Below are 15,278 nucleotides of genomic sequence, written 5' to 3'. Positions count from 1 at the left end.
GAGCGCTGACATTAGAATAATAGGATAATAACGATATTGATAAATGCTGCATTGATATTATAGATTAAAGCAAAATACCTTGCTCATTGGCAATTTGTGCGATCAGCTCGTAAGCAATGCTACCTTTTGAGGGTATTTTTGGTAAATTTGACAGATCAAAAAAATCGGCGTGCGACAGCTCATCTTCTTGGATAACAATTTCGCCAGCTGCATAAGACGCGCGAAAGCCTAGCATTAAATTAGACGGAAATGGCCATGGCTGACTGCTGACGTAACGAATATCTGATAGGCTGATATTTACCTCTTCTGCCACTTCACGCACTACCGCGTGTTCTAGGCTTTCACCCACTTCTACAAAGCCTGCAATCAAACCGTATAGTAACGGTGGTGGCGACTGTAATAAATGAGGCGCTGTTTTTTGCTGTCCATAACGATGATGATGGGCTAGCAAAATCTGCATTTCACCAGTTTGCGGATTCGGGCGAGTGATAGCCGTGATGACACAGGGTTGTACACGTGGGTATTGGCGCAATCGGCACACTGGACAGACCATCGCACGCTCATCTCGTTTGGCATGAATGGTTGGGGCAGCACAGCGACTACAAAACTGTGTATCTGTTTGCCAGCGCAATAACTGTATCGCTTGGCTAAGCTGATCGGACAAAGCCACGGGCAACTGAGTAATCAGCTGGCGGTAAGGAACAAACGCATTGCCACTGCCCTCAGCGATGATGGGCAGTGCAATATGATGTGCAATTGCATAGTCATAAGTAATAGCGCTAGCCGCTTGTGCAGTAAAGGTGTGGAGAGTATTAATCGAACTGTCGGTACTTTCTAGAGTATCGGAACTTTCTAAAATATCGGCATACTTCAGAGTATCTACACTCGCGTTAGTATGATTGACATCAGGCGACCAGTGACGCGGTGCTAGGCTTTCGAGTAGCGTGACATGACCAACTTGATAAGCAAGCTGGGTCTCCTCATCTGAATGTGTAGCGGATGGGGGTAATTCAAGCTGCACTGGCCACCATCCATTAGGTCGCTGGTGGCATAAAACAGTATCATCACTAAATACAAAAGCGCTGGTCATAGGTAAAATTCCAAACCGGTTACGGTCAGTACGCATCAGTGTTGATACAGACTTTTTTTTAATTGAAGTAAAGTCAATCCTATATCATTCGGATACGGTGTCAGTCAGGCTCGCTCAGCACTACTATTCGTAGTGGTTTCACTCACCTTGTTTATATCCAGATTATATGGGATTGACTATATGTAAATGAAGGGCTATGGCAGCAAAGCCGCCATTTAAATATCATTTTAGTGCTTAAGTATGATAAAAATTAGGCTGCGAGTAGATGACTCAAGCTCTGCTGTCCCACATCTAATGCTTGTTTGCTGACCGGACGATTATGCTCAAAACCATCTAGATGATGATCAACGGCCATAATGACATCAGCGATACAGGCAAGCGTATTGTCTTCAATACGTTGTCCACCTTCGATACGCTGCTGAAGATAATTGGCCAATTGACTGAGCATGCTGGCAGGTGTTGGCAGCTGTAAGAAGCGCACAGCCCCTGCCACTTGGCGCATCATCTCAGGTATGTTCTGGATATTGAGCATATCGCGCTCTGGCTCAGCCAAATAATCGTTAATGGCTTGTTCTGCACTGGCAATAGCGGAACGACTTTCTTGTATCAAAGTATCATTAGCCGTATTGAGCTGATGTAAAGAGATATGCGGGTTATTCAGTGGCAAATAGATGGCCCCTGGTGTGTGCATTTCTGCCATTGCAATGGTGGCGTTTTCAGCATGCATTAATGCCAACAGCAAGTGATCGAAATCATCAGGCGAGGGCGTTTGCCAATGACTAACAGCTTCTGCTGCTACGCTGAGACTATTGGCTGCATTTGATAAACCAAGCAAGCGTAATGCTGAGCTCAATTCTGTTAGCTCTTCGATAATCTGTGCGGTTTGCATATCGATAGGGTTCAATGAATCACCACGTGCGTAGCTATCCACATTTTCTTTGATGGTATTAATTTGGGTCTGAATGATGGTGTTCAGCGTATCGGTCAGGGCGCGATTAGGACCGAATAAGAAACGCTTCATTTGCTCAAGTTGAGCGCTTTCCAAGTGGTTGCTGGCGTATTGCTCGCGTAGTCGTTGCGCTGCATCACTGTCACGCTGGCAAGCAAAACTGACCAAATCAGCAAAACGTTTGTCCATCACAGGCAAGTAGCTTTGGAATTGCTGTTCTAAGTAAATCAGTGTGTGTTTTTGACTCAGATTTAGCGGTAATATCGTGGCAATGTCCGTGACAGCTGCGGTGGCCGCTTGCCAAAATAGACTGCTGGTGTTCGATGCTATCAAAGCACACGCTGCACTCATGGCGTCAAGTTTCTGCTGATCGTCTGGGCTAACGTTGCCATCTTGATTGAGCAGAGCGACTCCAAGACCACTACGATAAGCATAAGTTAGTAGTTCAGTGTCTAGGTTAAGCTCGTCAAGTGGTTGGAAGTTCTGTTCAGGGTTGGCAATGATGACACTACTGCTACCAAAAGCTGCAAAATAGTCTGCTGTGATAGGAGTTTCTTGCCCGTGAGCGTTGAGTTTATTGATAACAGGCAGTAACAAGGTTGGCTCTACCGACTCTGTCAAAAGCACAAACTCGATATAGCGATCCAGTGTCATAATGGCTTCTGATAAGTCCATAATCAAGCTGGTATCGTTATTATTACCATTATCATAGAGGCGCTGTAAACCATTGACAATAGCGGTATTCAAAGCCTCTGCACCAACCAAAGATATCAGCTCAAAGATGCAAGACAGCTGCTTTAGCACAGTGATAGAATCTAATAATAAAGGGGCTTGACTATTATCATCATTAAATTCACTCAGATGAATCTCAGTATCTTTTAAGGTTACGATGATCTCATCATGCAACAAATGTAGCGATGGTAGATTGAAATCAGTAACACTAAGCGTTGGGGCCGTTAACTTCATTTGCGCAGACTGGTTCATAGGTGTTTTTCCATAATGTACTGATGAGAATGGCGATGGTTTAAATGATGATCGAAAAAGCACTTGCTGCTGATGTTTTAATGCTTAATATAACAATAGTCAAGCCTATATTATACAAATGTTATTGCTCAAAGATTGATATCATCAACTTATACGGCAACTACATATTGGCTTTTAGCTCAGGATACGCTTCTGCGAGCGCGGCATACCACTGTTGGTTGGTATTTTCATCCGTAGATGACTCTAGCAACAATGACGCTAAATTGGCAAAACTGGCGTGTGCTGTCTGCCCACCATCTGTTTGCGTGTCTTCTTCGATGGCGAGTGTAACCTGCCCACCTGTCATCGCCAGATAAACTTCTGCTAAAATCTCTGAATCAAGTAAGGCGCCGTGAAAAGTACGATCTTGCTTCCCCACATTTAGGCGACGCACTAAAGCATCTAGGGTGTTTTTTTGCCCAGGATATTGCTGCTTTGCCATGACCAGCGAGTCAGTCACTTGTACGCGCTCGGCAAAGTCGTTCATACCAACTTTGGCAAACTCCATGTTTAAGAAGTTCATATCAAAGGTGGCGTTATGAGCGATGATTTCTGCGCCGTCCATAAAATCATAGAGCGACTGAGCAACTTGATCGAAGGTAGGCTTGTCGGTCAAAAATGCCTCAGAAATACCATGGATACGAATGACTTCATCATCCATGCCGCGCTGTGGATTGATATAAACGTGGAGCTTTTCACCCGTAAATTTACGCCCGATCATCTCCACGATACCGACTTCGATAATACGGTCGCCTTTTAACGGATCAAGACCTGTGGTTTCAGTATCCATAATGAGCTGGCGATCAGACTCATGACGATGGATAGGTTTGGGCAGCAGCGGTATGAAATACGGATTGGCACGGCTGGTGTCGCCGTCGAATTTTGGTGTATTAGCTTCTTCTATGCCAGTAACGGTAGCAGGCACATGATCATTTATCGTCGCATCAGTCATAGACGTTTGGGTTTCCGGCATCTCTATTTTACTCATTGGTTTGCTAGCATTATGCTGATAGCGATCGGCTTCTATTACAGCATCTTTACTCATCATCTCATCGGCAGGGTTTGTATCGTTATCAGTGTCTATGACATCTTCGTCAAGCTCATCATCTGTCATATCCAGACCCAGTGGATCGAAACTTAGCCAGTCATCGTGAGCAGAATTTTGCGCTGTATTAGGCATTATTTGCCCTTTTTTTTTAGCCGTGTCTTCCGGCTCTATGCTCGATAATTCTTCACTGCTGGACGTCACGCCCAAGTTTGCCAGCTCGTCCGCTTTTTCATTGCCTGCATGTCCTGCGTGACCTTTTACCCAATGCCAGTCAACATCGCGCTGCTGGCATAGCTTGTCTAATTGCTGCCAAAGGTCTTGATTGGCGACGGGTTTTTTACTTGCCGTTTTCCAGCCTCTTTTTTTCCAACCCTCTATCCATTCGGTAATGCCTTTTTTGACATAGCTTGAGTCTGTCCAAATCTCGAGGTTGTGCTCATGCGGGCTATGGGTTAGTGCTTGTATTGCGCCCATCAACTCCATGCGATTATTGGTCGTCTCTTTATCACCGCCGTACAAATCTTGTGTACGTCCATCACTAAAAATGAGGTGCGCGCCCCAGCCACCAGCACCGGGGTTGCCTTTACAAGCGCCATCGGTGTAAGCAACTGTTGTATTGGCCTTGGCTGCTAGTGGATTGACGCTGTTAAGACTATTAAGTGGTGCTATGGCGTTATTGTCTGACATAAAAGCTTATTGACCTAATGAATAATAAACATGGAGCAATGCGGTTTTAGTGGCGCTATTTTTCTGCGGGCTAGCACTACCAATTTTAGGTTTGAGTATAGCAAATCTATCCCAGCTATGGGCAGTTGCCGTGCACAAAATCGTAAAAGCACATATCATAATAGTAACGTGACAGTTTTCTGTTAAAATAAGCTTGGCTGCGATAAAGCGTCTATTTATATAGCGAATTATATAGTGAAGAATCTCTGTTCGTTTACTCACTCAGCAGTGTCTATTTATAAAAAATCAACTTGTGAATGCTTAATGTGCTCGAATGCAGGATAACCCTATGATGTCGGTATACTCAAACGTTTTTTATAAAAAATTGACGCCTCTTATGGTCGCTATAACGGCGAGTAGTGCGCTGTTTTTGAGCGCTTGTAATGATAGCAATACTCAAGCCGATACCAAAAAGGTTGAAACTGCAGTAGATTTATCCGTATTTGAAGGCTGCTACACCGTCAGTCATGATGAACCCGCGCAGATAAAAGTCAGCCAACAAAATGGTGCATGGGTCATGCAGATGAAAGAGCCGGCAAGTGCAAAGCGCGTTTGGGATGACGCTGAGCCGCTAGAAGTGATTGAAAATAGCGAAATTCCGCAGTTTTTCTCTATTGACCCTGACAATGTCGATGCGGTCATTGGGCGTCCTGATCGAGTGCTAGTACTGGCTCATGTGAAGCCTGTCTATGCCAATATCGATCCACTCTTAGATAGTGAATACTTATCCTATATTTATCGCGGTGCCAATACCATCTATCGTGTTGAGTGTGATGATGTTAATACCGATATTTTAGCCAATCCACATGCCAATATTGTGATTGATAATGTTAATGAGAGCCTCTAAGCAAGCACGGCTCATAAACAGAATTTATGATCGATAGTTTTGTTTTAAACAGTGTTTTGCTATAAACCATATGTCATTAGAGTTAAGCAATATGAATTTTTTTAGTTACGTGGTATTGGGCGGATTTTCTTATGCAGCTGGTTGGGCAATCAGAACCTATGTACTTGATAAGAAGCCTGAACCTGAGCAACCTTATAATCTAAAGCATCCTGCAATTTTGGCGTACTTAGGCGGTTTCTTTATTCTTATGCTGATTGTTTCGTGGCTGATTGGTCGCTATGCGCTTGGGCATGCTGCTATCGATTTGCCGTTTATTATTATCAATAGCCTCGTTGCAACCTTTGTCTATTCGTTCGGTCTCAATCCAGAAAAAGCGCGTTATGATGTTCCAGATTAACTCACATAAATAATTGCTATTAATGAATAAAAAAGCCACGGCTGATACATTGATTGTCAGTCGTGGCTTTTTATAACCATCATTTCAGGATGGTAGCTTGTATAAAGTTACTTGTTTTTCTTTAAGTCAGTAGCGGTTTTGATAGCGGTTTGTTTTTTCTTCCAAGTTTGATATTTTTGCAAATCTTTTTCGACCAACTTCAAGCAAAAGGTGAGGACTAGCGCATCGTCAATATGACCGATAAAAGGTATGAAGTCTGGAATGATATCGATTGGGTTGAGAGTATAGAGCAGTCCAACCACACCTGCTGAAATGGTCTTGTAGGGAATATCGCGATAGTTCCCTTGATAATAATCTTTAATCAAGCTCATGAATAGCATCAAATCTTTGGCAAAACGCTCAAGATGGCTACTGTCTTTTAGCTTTTCTTGCAGTTTTTCTTCTTCGTTGATGAGGTACTCTAAATCAGTATCCAATATGTCCTCTTTTTTCTGTTTATCAGTCGCTTTCTCAGCCATTATTATTATCCTTATTTAACCGAAATCGGTATTCTCATACTACAACAAAGTCGCGGAATGTGCCAATAGGGCTAGGTTTTTGGTGTAGCATGGCGAAAAATTAAATAGTGGCAAGGGTTGGGCAACTATCATAGCCAAAAAAGCGTTTACAATATGCTGCTGTGCGGTTTAAGCAAGTAGACTGCAAAAATAAAGATGATGCAAAAGTATATTAAAATAAAAATGATAAGGTGGCAGAGAGAGATGTTTTTTAAGAGTCAGTTATTAACAGATGATAGAAACAAAAATGAGCATACAGCGATTGAAACAACATCTGGGCTAAACCGTCGGCAGTTTTTGCGTCGAGTAGGTATCAGTGCGGGTACTGCTGCATTGGCGACGCAAGGTGTTTCTCAGGTATTTGCCGCCAGCCCTATCGACCCTAATAATAGTCCGCAGCTCACCAAGGATGATTTGCCAACCGCGTTATTGGGTGAGCGTTCATCCTCACAGCCGTCACTCACGCAAACACGCTGTATTACGCCAACGATTGAAACGCGACTTTTTGCCAGCTCTAATGTGGGCGGTAGCGATGACCGCAATCAATTGGCATTGGAGCGTATGGCCTGTGCAGGTTTCAAAGTAAATAATCCTACGATTACCAATCGGCAGTATCTGCGTTTTGCTGGTACGGATTCGCAGCGAGCCAGTGATTTACAAAACCTCGCTACTGGTGCAATAGCCGCCCCAAAATTGTTACTCGGCGTGCGCGGCGGCTATGGTGCAATGCGCATATTACCGATGATTGATTGGTTGACGCTAGGACGTATTATGCAGGAGCGCGGCACGATACTGGCGGGCTTTAGTGATGTGACTGCTATTCAGTGTGCGCTATTGGCAAAGGGTGATATGAGCTCACTCGCAGCACCGATGCTCTATAGTGAATTTGGCAAAGCCAAACCTGATGAGATCAGCTGTCGGCAGTTTGTTGAATCGTTAACTAATCCTAACCTCACTATCAATATATCAGACGCATCTCTAACCAGTCAGCAACTCCCTAGCATCTTGACAGGTACTGAGCCAAAAACTATCACTGGCACAATTTGGGGCGGTAATCTGAGTGTGGTATCAGCGCTGGCGGGTAGTGAGTATTTACCACGTATTGACGGCGGCATTGTGTTTTTGGAAGACGTGGGCGAGCAACCTTATCGTATCGAGCGCATGCTATATGACTTATATCTCGCAGGTGTGTTCAAAGGGCAGCAGGCGATTGTGTTTGGGGCATTATCTGGTGCAGGTGAGGACAGCTATGACAAGCGCTATGATGTCGCCACCGTGATTCGTCAACTGCATGAATTGACCGGATTACCCATTTATAGCGGCATGCGCTTTGGTCATATTGGACAAAAGAGTAGCTTTCCACTCGGTGCAACTTGTCAGCTAACACCTAATACTGATGGCGGGTATCAGCTAGCATTTACCGATTATCCAACCATTAAAGCTGATGCTATCCAAGCAGAAGGCTTGTGGCAAAATACTTAAACGCTAAAATTTACTACTATGCATTGCCATGACTAAATCGCTAACCGCGAAAATTTATCTTGATATTCTTTGGGAGTTAGCTCTGTCGCGCGTTTGAATAGGCGTGTGAACGAAGAGATATCATCATAGCCAACTTGCTCGGCAAGCGATTTTATGGTCACATCTCCCACCTCTAATAGGCGTTTTGCCTGCTCAATTCTGACGGCCTGAATATACTCAATCGGGCGCATAGCAACAGCAGACTGAAAGCGCCTGTTCAACGTCCGTGGGGTGATATTGACCATGGTAGCCAACCCGCTTACCTGAATAGTCTGATAAAAATTTTCCTCAATGAATTCTTGTAGCTGCTTAATGAGTTGGTCTGAATGCGGTTTGTGCAACGTCACGTTGGTATAGCTGTTTTGATTGCCTCGTTTACTATCGATGATTTGGGTTTTGGCTACTTGAGTAGAAATCTCACGTCCGCAGTAACGCTCTATTAATAACAATCCCAAATCATAAAATGCACTACCACCTGCCGCACAAAATATATTACCCGACTGACTGTCTGATTTACTCTTTGAGTGCGTGACAAACTGGTTTTCTTGTAAGTCAACGAGCGGAAAGTCCGCCTTGAATTTACTGGCGTAGCCCCAGTGCGTGGTGGCGATTCTATTATCTAATAATCCTGCCTTTGCCAAAAAGAAAGCACCGCTACAGTTGCTGGCTATGTCTGACTTGGTATCTGCCAACCGCGTTAGATGGGGTATTAACGCTGCATTTCGGCTCAGTACCTTATCGATTGAATCACCAATCGTCGGAATCAATAGCAAGTCGCATTCCGCCACGTCCTGAATATCGCAATGCGCTTGCATGATTAATCGATTGCTACATCTGATATCTACGCCACCAACGCTTGCTATCTGCACATTGAATCTTGGCTCTACTGGCTCATCTAAAAATCGTTGCCAACTGACACCCGTAAATGAGAATAAATCTAATGCGCCTGTCAATGCACTGCCGAGCACACCATCGAATCCGATGATGATGACTTTAAAGGGTTTGAAATAAGGCATAGATATCTATTTTCCTTTCGCTGTGCTGAGCAAAATTTAATTTTCTAACCAAAAGCATCAGTTTTTTATCTGAATTCTCGAAATATAAACGCTATTTATGTCGTATTTGACCATAATTATGTCATAAATGACAATACGGTAAGACGTTAAATTAGATTAATATCGATTGATAACCAAATTTAATCAGTTAACGAGAATACTATGGCAGCAGATACGCTAATCAATGACTTTGAGTTACCGTTCCAATTATATGATGTATTGGGCACTGAAAATTTAACCGAGCATTCAAAATTTTCAGAACACAGCCGCGAGACATTCGATGCGGTATTAGATACGGCAAACAAGATCGCGACCGATTTGTTTTTGCCACACAACCATGTTGCAGACAAGAATGAACCGCAGTTCGATGGCAAAAAAGTCAGCATGATAAACGATGTCAAAGTCGCTTTTGATGCGTTTCGTGAGTCGGGCTTTATTGCGGGCCGTTATAGTTTTGAAGATGGCGGCATGCAGTTACCTGAAACGGTTATGACAGCAGTGGCAGGCTACTTTATGGCAGCCAACCCATCAACGACTGCCTATCCGTTTTTGACAACAGCGGCAATCAATGTTATCTCACACTTTGCCAGTGATGATATCAAAGCTGCCTTTATGCCGCGTATGCTGACGGGTGAATTCACTGGAACGATGGCACTAACAGAGCCACATGCTGGCTCATCACTTGCTGATATCAAAACCACTGCAGTAAAACAAGACGATGGCTCGTATCGCGTAAAAGGCAGCAAGATTTATATCTCAGCAGGTGACCACGAACTGTCTGACAATATTGTCCATTTGGTATTAGCCAAAATTCCAGGCGGTCCTGGCGGTGTCAAAGGTATCTCTTTATTTGCGGTGCCAAAGTATCGCTTAAACGATGACTTGTCTGTTGGCGAGCGCAACGACGTGCATTTGACTGGACTCATTCATAAGCTTGGTTATAGAGGTGCTACCTCTACGGCATTGAGCTTTGGTGATGAAGGCGAGTGCCATGGCTATCTCATCGGCGAAGAGCATTTTGGCTTGCGCTACATGTTCAAAATGATGAATGAGGCACGTATCGCGGTTGGTTTTGGTGCATCGATGATTGGCTATCGTGGTTATCAGTATTCGCTCGATTATGCCAAAGACCGTACCCAAGGCCGAATTGCACCGAACAATAAACCTGAAGATGCCGCTACTGCTATCATTCAGCATGGTGACGTAAAGCGTATGTTACTCGCGCAAAAAGCCTACTCTGAAGGCGGCATTTCATTATGTCTATATGGCTCAAACTTGATTGACCGTATCAACACTTGTGAAGACGAAACCCTAAAAAACGAGCTAACAGAGTTATTAGACCTGCTCACGCCAGTACTAAAAGCATGGCCATCTGAGTATGGGCCAAAAGCCAATGATTTAGGTATCCAAGTATTGGGTGGTGCAGGCTATACGCGTGAGTATCAGGCTGAGCAGTTCTGGCGTGACAATCGTCTAAATCCTATTCATGAAGGCACGAATGGCGTGCAGGCATTGGATTTGTCATTTCGTAAGTTATGGCAAAAAGGTGGTCTGGGTATTCAAATCCTCAAACGTGAAATCACACAGGATCTAGAAAATATCACTACACCTGAGAGCGCTAAATTGGCAGGTAAATTGATGCCTTACATGGGTCACTTGAATGAAGTATTGGTGCATCTCAGCAAAGCGTTACAAACCAAAGAAGCCGTGACATTGACGGGCAACGCGCAAGCACTGATGAATATCTTTGCCTCGATTGTGCTGAGCTGGATTTGGATTCGTCAAGCGAGTAAAGCTGAGCAGCTATTAAGTACCACGCAAGATGCTGAGCAACAGAATTTTTATAAAGGTAAGATACAAGCGGCAAAGTATTTTATCGATTGGGAATTACCATTAGTTAAACGCGACATCGAATTATTAACCAACACCAACTCTGTTTGCACTGATATGCAAACAGAATGGTTCTAAAGACAACTCTAAGGAAAGAGACATGACAAAAATGAATAAACAATGGCGCTTAAAAGCAAGACCTGTTGGCGAGCCTAGTGTCGAGACTTGGGATTATACCGAAACAGAAATACCGACGATCACCGATGGTCAGCTGCTGATTAAGGTTGAATATATCTCTATCGATCCGGCGATGCGTGGTTGGCTCAACGATGCCAAATCTTATATCGCACCAGTACAGATTGGTGAAGTCATGCGCGCTGGTACGGTCGGTGAAGTGATTGAGAGTAAGCATGAAAATTTTGCGGTTGGCGACTATGTGGCGGGTCACAATGGCGTACAGTCCTATGCGGTCAGTGATGGCACTGGTCTGCATAAAGTCGATCCAAATCTAGCACCGCTGTCTTATTACTTGGGCGTACTCGGTATGCCGGGTATGACAGGGTATTTTGGTCTGCTAAAAACAGGTCAGCCAAAAGCAGGTGAGACTGTTGTCGTCTCTGGCGCTGCTGGTGCCGTTGGTAGCTTGGTTGGTCAGATTGCCAAGATCAAAGGTTGCCGTGTCGTTGGTATCGCAGGCGGTGCTGAGAAATGTAAATTCTTAGTCGATGAGCTTGGGTTCGATGCAACGATTGACTACAAAAACGAAGATGTGAAAAAAGCATTGAAGAAAACCTGTCCTGATGGAGTCGATGTGTACTTTGACAACGTCGGTGGTGATATCTTGAATGACGTGCTCACACAAATAAACTTGCATGCGCGTATCGTTATTTGCGGTGCGATTAGTCAGTATAACAACACCACAGAAGTCAAAGGTCCCTCGAACTATCTATCATTATTGGTCAATCGTGCCCGCATGGAAGGCATCGTGGTATTCGATAATCTCAAAGAATATCCAGTCGCCATGAAAGACATCGCTGGCTGGATTCAGTCAGGTGATATCAAAGTAAAAGATCATATCGTTGAAGGTATCGAGACGTTCCCAGATACCTTGATGATGCTCTTTAAAGGTGAGAACTTTGGCAAACTGGTACTTAAGGTAGAGGGATAGATCATGACACTGAATACAAACGGAATTGCATCAGATGTAACGGGTAAACGAATTTTAATCACGGGCGGTGCCTCAGGTATCGGCGCAGCAAGCGCATTATTGCTGGCCAGTCGCGGCGCAAAAGTCGTGATCGGTGATATGGCAGAAGAGATGGGTGCTGCGGTTGCCAAGCAAGCTCAAGATGCTGGTAACAGTGTCGTCTTCAAAAAAGTAGACGTGACCAGTGGTGACGAAGTGCGTGCGTTGTTCGACTTCGCAGTAGAAACGCTTGGTGGTCTAGATGTGGTGGTAAACAATGCTGGTATCGACCATAAGCCTTCGCCAATGCATGAGCTAAGCGATGATGACTTTGATCGCAATATCGCCGTGAATTTAAAAGGTGTTTGGCACTGTATGCGTGCTGCCGTCAACTGTATGCTACCTAATGGTGGTGGTCATGTGATCAACGTAGCATCTATTGCTGGCTTGCGTTCAGCACCGATGATCTCAGCCTACAGTGCGGCTAAACACGGCGTTATGGGTCTGACCAAGTCCGCTGCTCACGAATACGCGCGCGCCAATATTCGTTTTAACGCGGTCTGCCCAAGCTTTATCGACACGCCAATGGTACGCAATACCATGGCAACGATGAATGAGCGTGCACAGCAAGCGACCATTAACGCCAGTCCAATGCGGCGTTTGGGTGAAGTTGATGAAGTATCTGGCGCGATTGCATGGTTGGCCAGTGATGAGAGCAGCTTTATGAACGGTCATGCGTTTACCCTTGATGGTGGCATGTTGGCTTAATAGTCAAATAACTGCTAAATCATTACGGTGTTAGCCTCGCTCGATGTACTATGTGTACTATCTACGCTCAGCTGCCTTGTAATGGATTTGCAGTTTTTCGACTATAATTTATTAAGTGGTTACGATAAAAAATTGAAAACTGAATAGCTAATTCAAAATATAAGGAACAATGATGAAAGATTTATTTGATTTAACCGGTAAGGTCGCTTTGGTTACTGGCGCAAGCCGCGGTATTGGCGAATCTATTGCTCGTTTATTGGCATCCAGAGGCGCACATGTAATCGTCTCAAGCCGCAAAATCGATGCTTGCCAAGCAGTTGCTGATAGCATCATCGCAGATGGTCACAAAGCCAGTGCCTTTGCTTGCCACGTGGGCGAGATGGCACAGATTGATGCGATTTTTGAACATATTAAAAGCGAGTTTGGTCAAATCGATATCTTGGTCAATAACGCCGCAGCCAACCCTTACTACGGCCATATCTTAGATACGGATTTAGCCGCTTTCGATAAGACGGTTGAGGTAAACATTCGTGGTTACTTCTTTATGTCGACGGCAGCTGGCAAAATGATGCGCGAGCAGGGCGGCGGCGTGATTTTAAATACCGCATCGGTCAATGGCTTGGTGGCAGGCGACAAGCAAGGCATCTACTCAATCACCAAAGCAGCGGTCATTAGCATGACTAAAGCTTTTGCCAAAGAATGTGGCCCACTCAATATCCGCGTCAATGCGTTGTTGCCAGGTTTAACAGATACCAAGTTTGCCTCTGCCTTGACGACCAATGATAAAGTCTTAAAAATGGCGCTACATGCTATTCCACTAGGACGTGTTGCGAATCCTGACGAGATGGCTGGCACAGTGTTGTATCTAGTGTCTGATGCATCAAGTTATACCACAGGCGCGACTATCGTTGTCGATGGTGGTATGTTGGCTTAGTTAGCCAGTCAGAAGACTTAGAATACCAGTTAAAGAAAGCATGACTATTAAGAACTGCATGAGATTAATTTTCATGCGGTTTTTTTGATTTTTTTTGATTGAATATCTAAGTAGCCTTAGTTTTGTGCTATAGGGTGAATCGCTAATTTTGAATGGGGATCAGCGATATAGTGGCATAATAAAGGTATTAACAGCTACTTGAATAATATGGGAATCAAGCATGAATTCAGTGACCAATCATAAAATAAATATAATCTCTCAAAATAAAACATGGCTATTCGTGCCAGCGACTCGCATTGATAGAGTAGCCAAAGCCTTTGCCAGTAATGCAGATGCTGTCATTTTAGATTTAGAAGATGCTGTGGCTCTAGAGGATAAAGACCAAGCCCGTGCAGCGTTACAACAATATCATGACAGTGCAGATTATCAGCCGATTTGGCTACGTATTAATAAAGCAGGGGGCGGAGAGTTTTTTAAAGACATCGTGCTTTGTCAGAAAATGCCTAATTTGGCTGGTGTGTTGTTAGCCAAAGCTGAACAAGCATCAGATATTGAGAGCGTGCACCAGCTTACTAATTTTTCTGTAATTGCCTTGATTGAGAATGCCATTGGATTGTATCAACTCGATAGTATGGCAAAAGCAGTTGGGTTAGCCGCGTTTAGTTATGGGTTTTTAGATTTATGCAATGATTTGCGGGTACAAGTAGGTACGCCTGCTGCGGATGTCATCGCCAATCAAATCCGCTATCAATTTATTCTGACTTCAAAAGTGCACCAATTGTCCCCACCGATTGATACTGTTTATCCTGATTTTAATGATGAGATAGGACTAAGCGCCCGAGTAAGTTTATGGTCACAGATGGGTATGTCAGGAATGCTGTGTATTCATCCCAAACAAGTAGCTGTCGTCCAGCAGGCATTAAAGCCGACTGACAAAGCATTGTCATTTGCTCAGCGTGTGGTCGAAGAGTATGAGCGCAGTGGACAGGCAGTGTTTGAGATAGATGGTCAACCCCAACCTTGGCAATGTTGACCGCTCGATTTTTATTGAGATATGCAATACTACATTAACCTGTATCTCTTTATATATAAGGGCTTCAAGATAGCTAATAAATTATAACTTTAAGGGTGGATTAAGTAAACGTATTTTTTAGTCTGAATATGGTCACCCTAATATTAGGGTCTTTTGACCACTTACCCCTACTCGAGGGGTAAGCGAAATCCACCGCAATATTAGTTATATTTGATGACTTGATTAGTATTTTCCCTAAAAAGCGGTGAGTCTTTGATTTTTTACTTGCCGTTTCTGGCCTTAAATGCATTGAGATATATTTAAATAATAATTAT

The 15,278-nt window shown here is 43.9% G+C and carries 13 protein-coding genes; 8 read left to right on the top strand and 5 right to left on the bottom strand.

The features are described from left to right. Nucleotides 1-64: 64 nt before the first annotated feature. The 3 genes from nudC to dnaQ form a co-directional block, all read right to left on the bottom strand. The gene (nudC, locus tag JMW64_RS08405) at nt 65-1,090 is read right to left on the bottom strand and encodes an NAD(+) diphosphatase (protein ID WP_201554146.1); all 1,026 of its coding nucleotides are present in this window, start codon (nt 1,088-1,090) and stop codon (nt 65-67) included. A 250-nt stretch (nt 1,091-1,340) separates the two neighbouring features. Then, nucleotides 1,341-3,023, bottom strand: a complete 1,683-nt coding sequence (locus JMW64_RS08400; protein WP_201554145.1) for a hypothetical protein — start codon at nt 3,021-3,023, stop codon at nt 1,341-1,343. A gap of 160 nt (nt 3,024-3,183) precedes the next feature. Continuing rightward, entirely contained in the window at nt 3,184-4,797 is a 1,614-nt protein-coding gene (gene dnaQ / locus JMW64_RS08395; RefSeq protein WP_201554144.1) for a DNA polymerase III subunit epsilon, read from the bottom strand. A 328-nt stretch (nt 4,798-5,125) separates the two neighbouring features. On the opposite strand from dnaQ, the gene JMW64_RS08390 reads away from it, so the two are divergent. Then, nucleotides 5,126-5,683 carry a hypothetical protein gene (locus tag JMW64_RS08390; RefSeq protein ID WP_201554142.1) on the top strand — a complete coding sequence of 186 codons (558 nt, stop codon included), beginning with the start codon at nt 5,126-5,128 and terminating at the stop codon, nt 5,681-5,683. Nucleotides 5,684-5,774: 91 nt separating this feature from the next. Further along, a complete protein-coding gene (locus JMW64_RS08385) occupies nt 5,775-6,080 on the top strand; it encodes a hypothetical protein (RefSeq protein ID WP_201554140.1) in 306 nt (101 codons plus the stop codon). A 107-nt stretch (nt 6,081-6,187) separates the two neighbouring features. Here JMW64_RS08385 and JMW64_RS08380 read toward each other — a convergent pair whose 3' ends face one another. Further along, complete coding sequence (locus JMW64_RS08380) at nt 6,188-6,598, bottom strand: YkvA family protein (protein WP_201554138.1); 411 nt, start codon at nt 6,596-6,598, stop codon at nt 6,188-6,190. Nucleotides 6,599-6,841: 243 nt separating this feature from the next. On the opposite strand from JMW64_RS08380, the gene JMW64_RS08375 reads away from it, so the two are divergent. Further along, nucleotides 6,842-8,119 (top strand): LD-carboxypeptidase, encoded by a 1,278-nt coding sequence (locus JMW64_RS08375; protein WP_201554136.1) that lies wholly within the window; start codon nt 6,842-6,844, stop codon nt 8,117-8,119. A 32-nt stretch (nt 8,120-8,151) separates the two neighbouring features. On the opposite strand, the gene JMW64_RS08370 is transcribed toward JMW64_RS08375, so the two are convergent. Next, nucleotides 8,152-9,174 (bottom strand): GlxA family transcriptional regulator, encoded by a 1,023-nt coding sequence (locus JMW64_RS08370; protein ID WP_201554134.1) that lies wholly within the window; start codon nt 9,172-9,174, stop codon nt 8,152-8,154. Nucleotides 9,175-9,375: 201 nt separating this feature from the next. On the opposite strand from JMW64_RS08370, the gene JMW64_RS08365 reads away from it, so the two are divergent. The 5 genes from JMW64_RS08365 to JMW64_RS08345 all read left to right on the top strand — a co-directional run bounded on the left by JMW64_RS08365 (nt 9,376) and on the right by JMW64_RS08345 (nt 14,964). After that, on the top strand, nt 9,376-11,181 hold the full coding sequence (locus tag JMW64_RS08365) for an acyl-CoA dehydrogenase (protein WP_201554132.1): 1,806 nt from the start codon (nt 9,376-9,378) through the stop codon (nt 11,179-11,181). A 22-nt stretch (nt 11,182-11,203) separates the two neighbouring features. Next, nucleotides 11,204-12,211: an NADP-dependent oxidoreductase gene (locus JMW64_RS08360; protein WP_201554130.1), complete on the top strand. Its 1,008-nt coding sequence runs from the start codon at nt 11,204-11,206 to the stop codon at nt 12,209-12,211. A gap of 3 nt (nt 12,212-12,214) precedes the next feature. Next, entirely contained in the window at nt 12,215-12,997 is a 783-nt protein-coding gene (locus tag JMW64_RS08355; RefSeq protein WP_201554128.1) for an SDR family NAD(P)-dependent oxidoreductase, read from the top strand. A gap of 169 nt (nt 12,998-13,166) precedes the next feature. Continuing rightward, the gene (locus JMW64_RS08350) at nt 13,167-13,931 is read left to right on the top strand and encodes an SDR family oxidoreductase (RefSeq protein WP_201554126.1); all 765 of its coding nucleotides are present in this window, start codon (nt 13,167-13,169) and stop codon (nt 13,929-13,931) included. A gap of 220 nt (nt 13,932-14,151) precedes the next feature. Continuing rightward, nucleotides 14,152-14,964: an HpcH/HpaI aldolase/citrate lyase family protein gene (locus JMW64_RS08345; protein WP_201554124.1), complete on the top strand. Its 813-nt coding sequence runs from the start codon at nt 14,152-14,154 to the stop codon at nt 14,962-14,964. Nucleotides 14,965-15,278: the final 314 nt, after the last annotated feature.

It is taken from the genome of Psychrobacter immobilis, assembly GCF_904846065.1.
Lineage (GTDB): Bacteria > Pseudomonadota > Gammaproteobacteria > Pseudomonadales > Moraxellaceae > Psychrobacter > Psychrobacter immobilis_H.
Note: the sequence above shows the minus strand (reverse complement) of the source record. Positions and strands in the feature narration are given on the sequence as shown.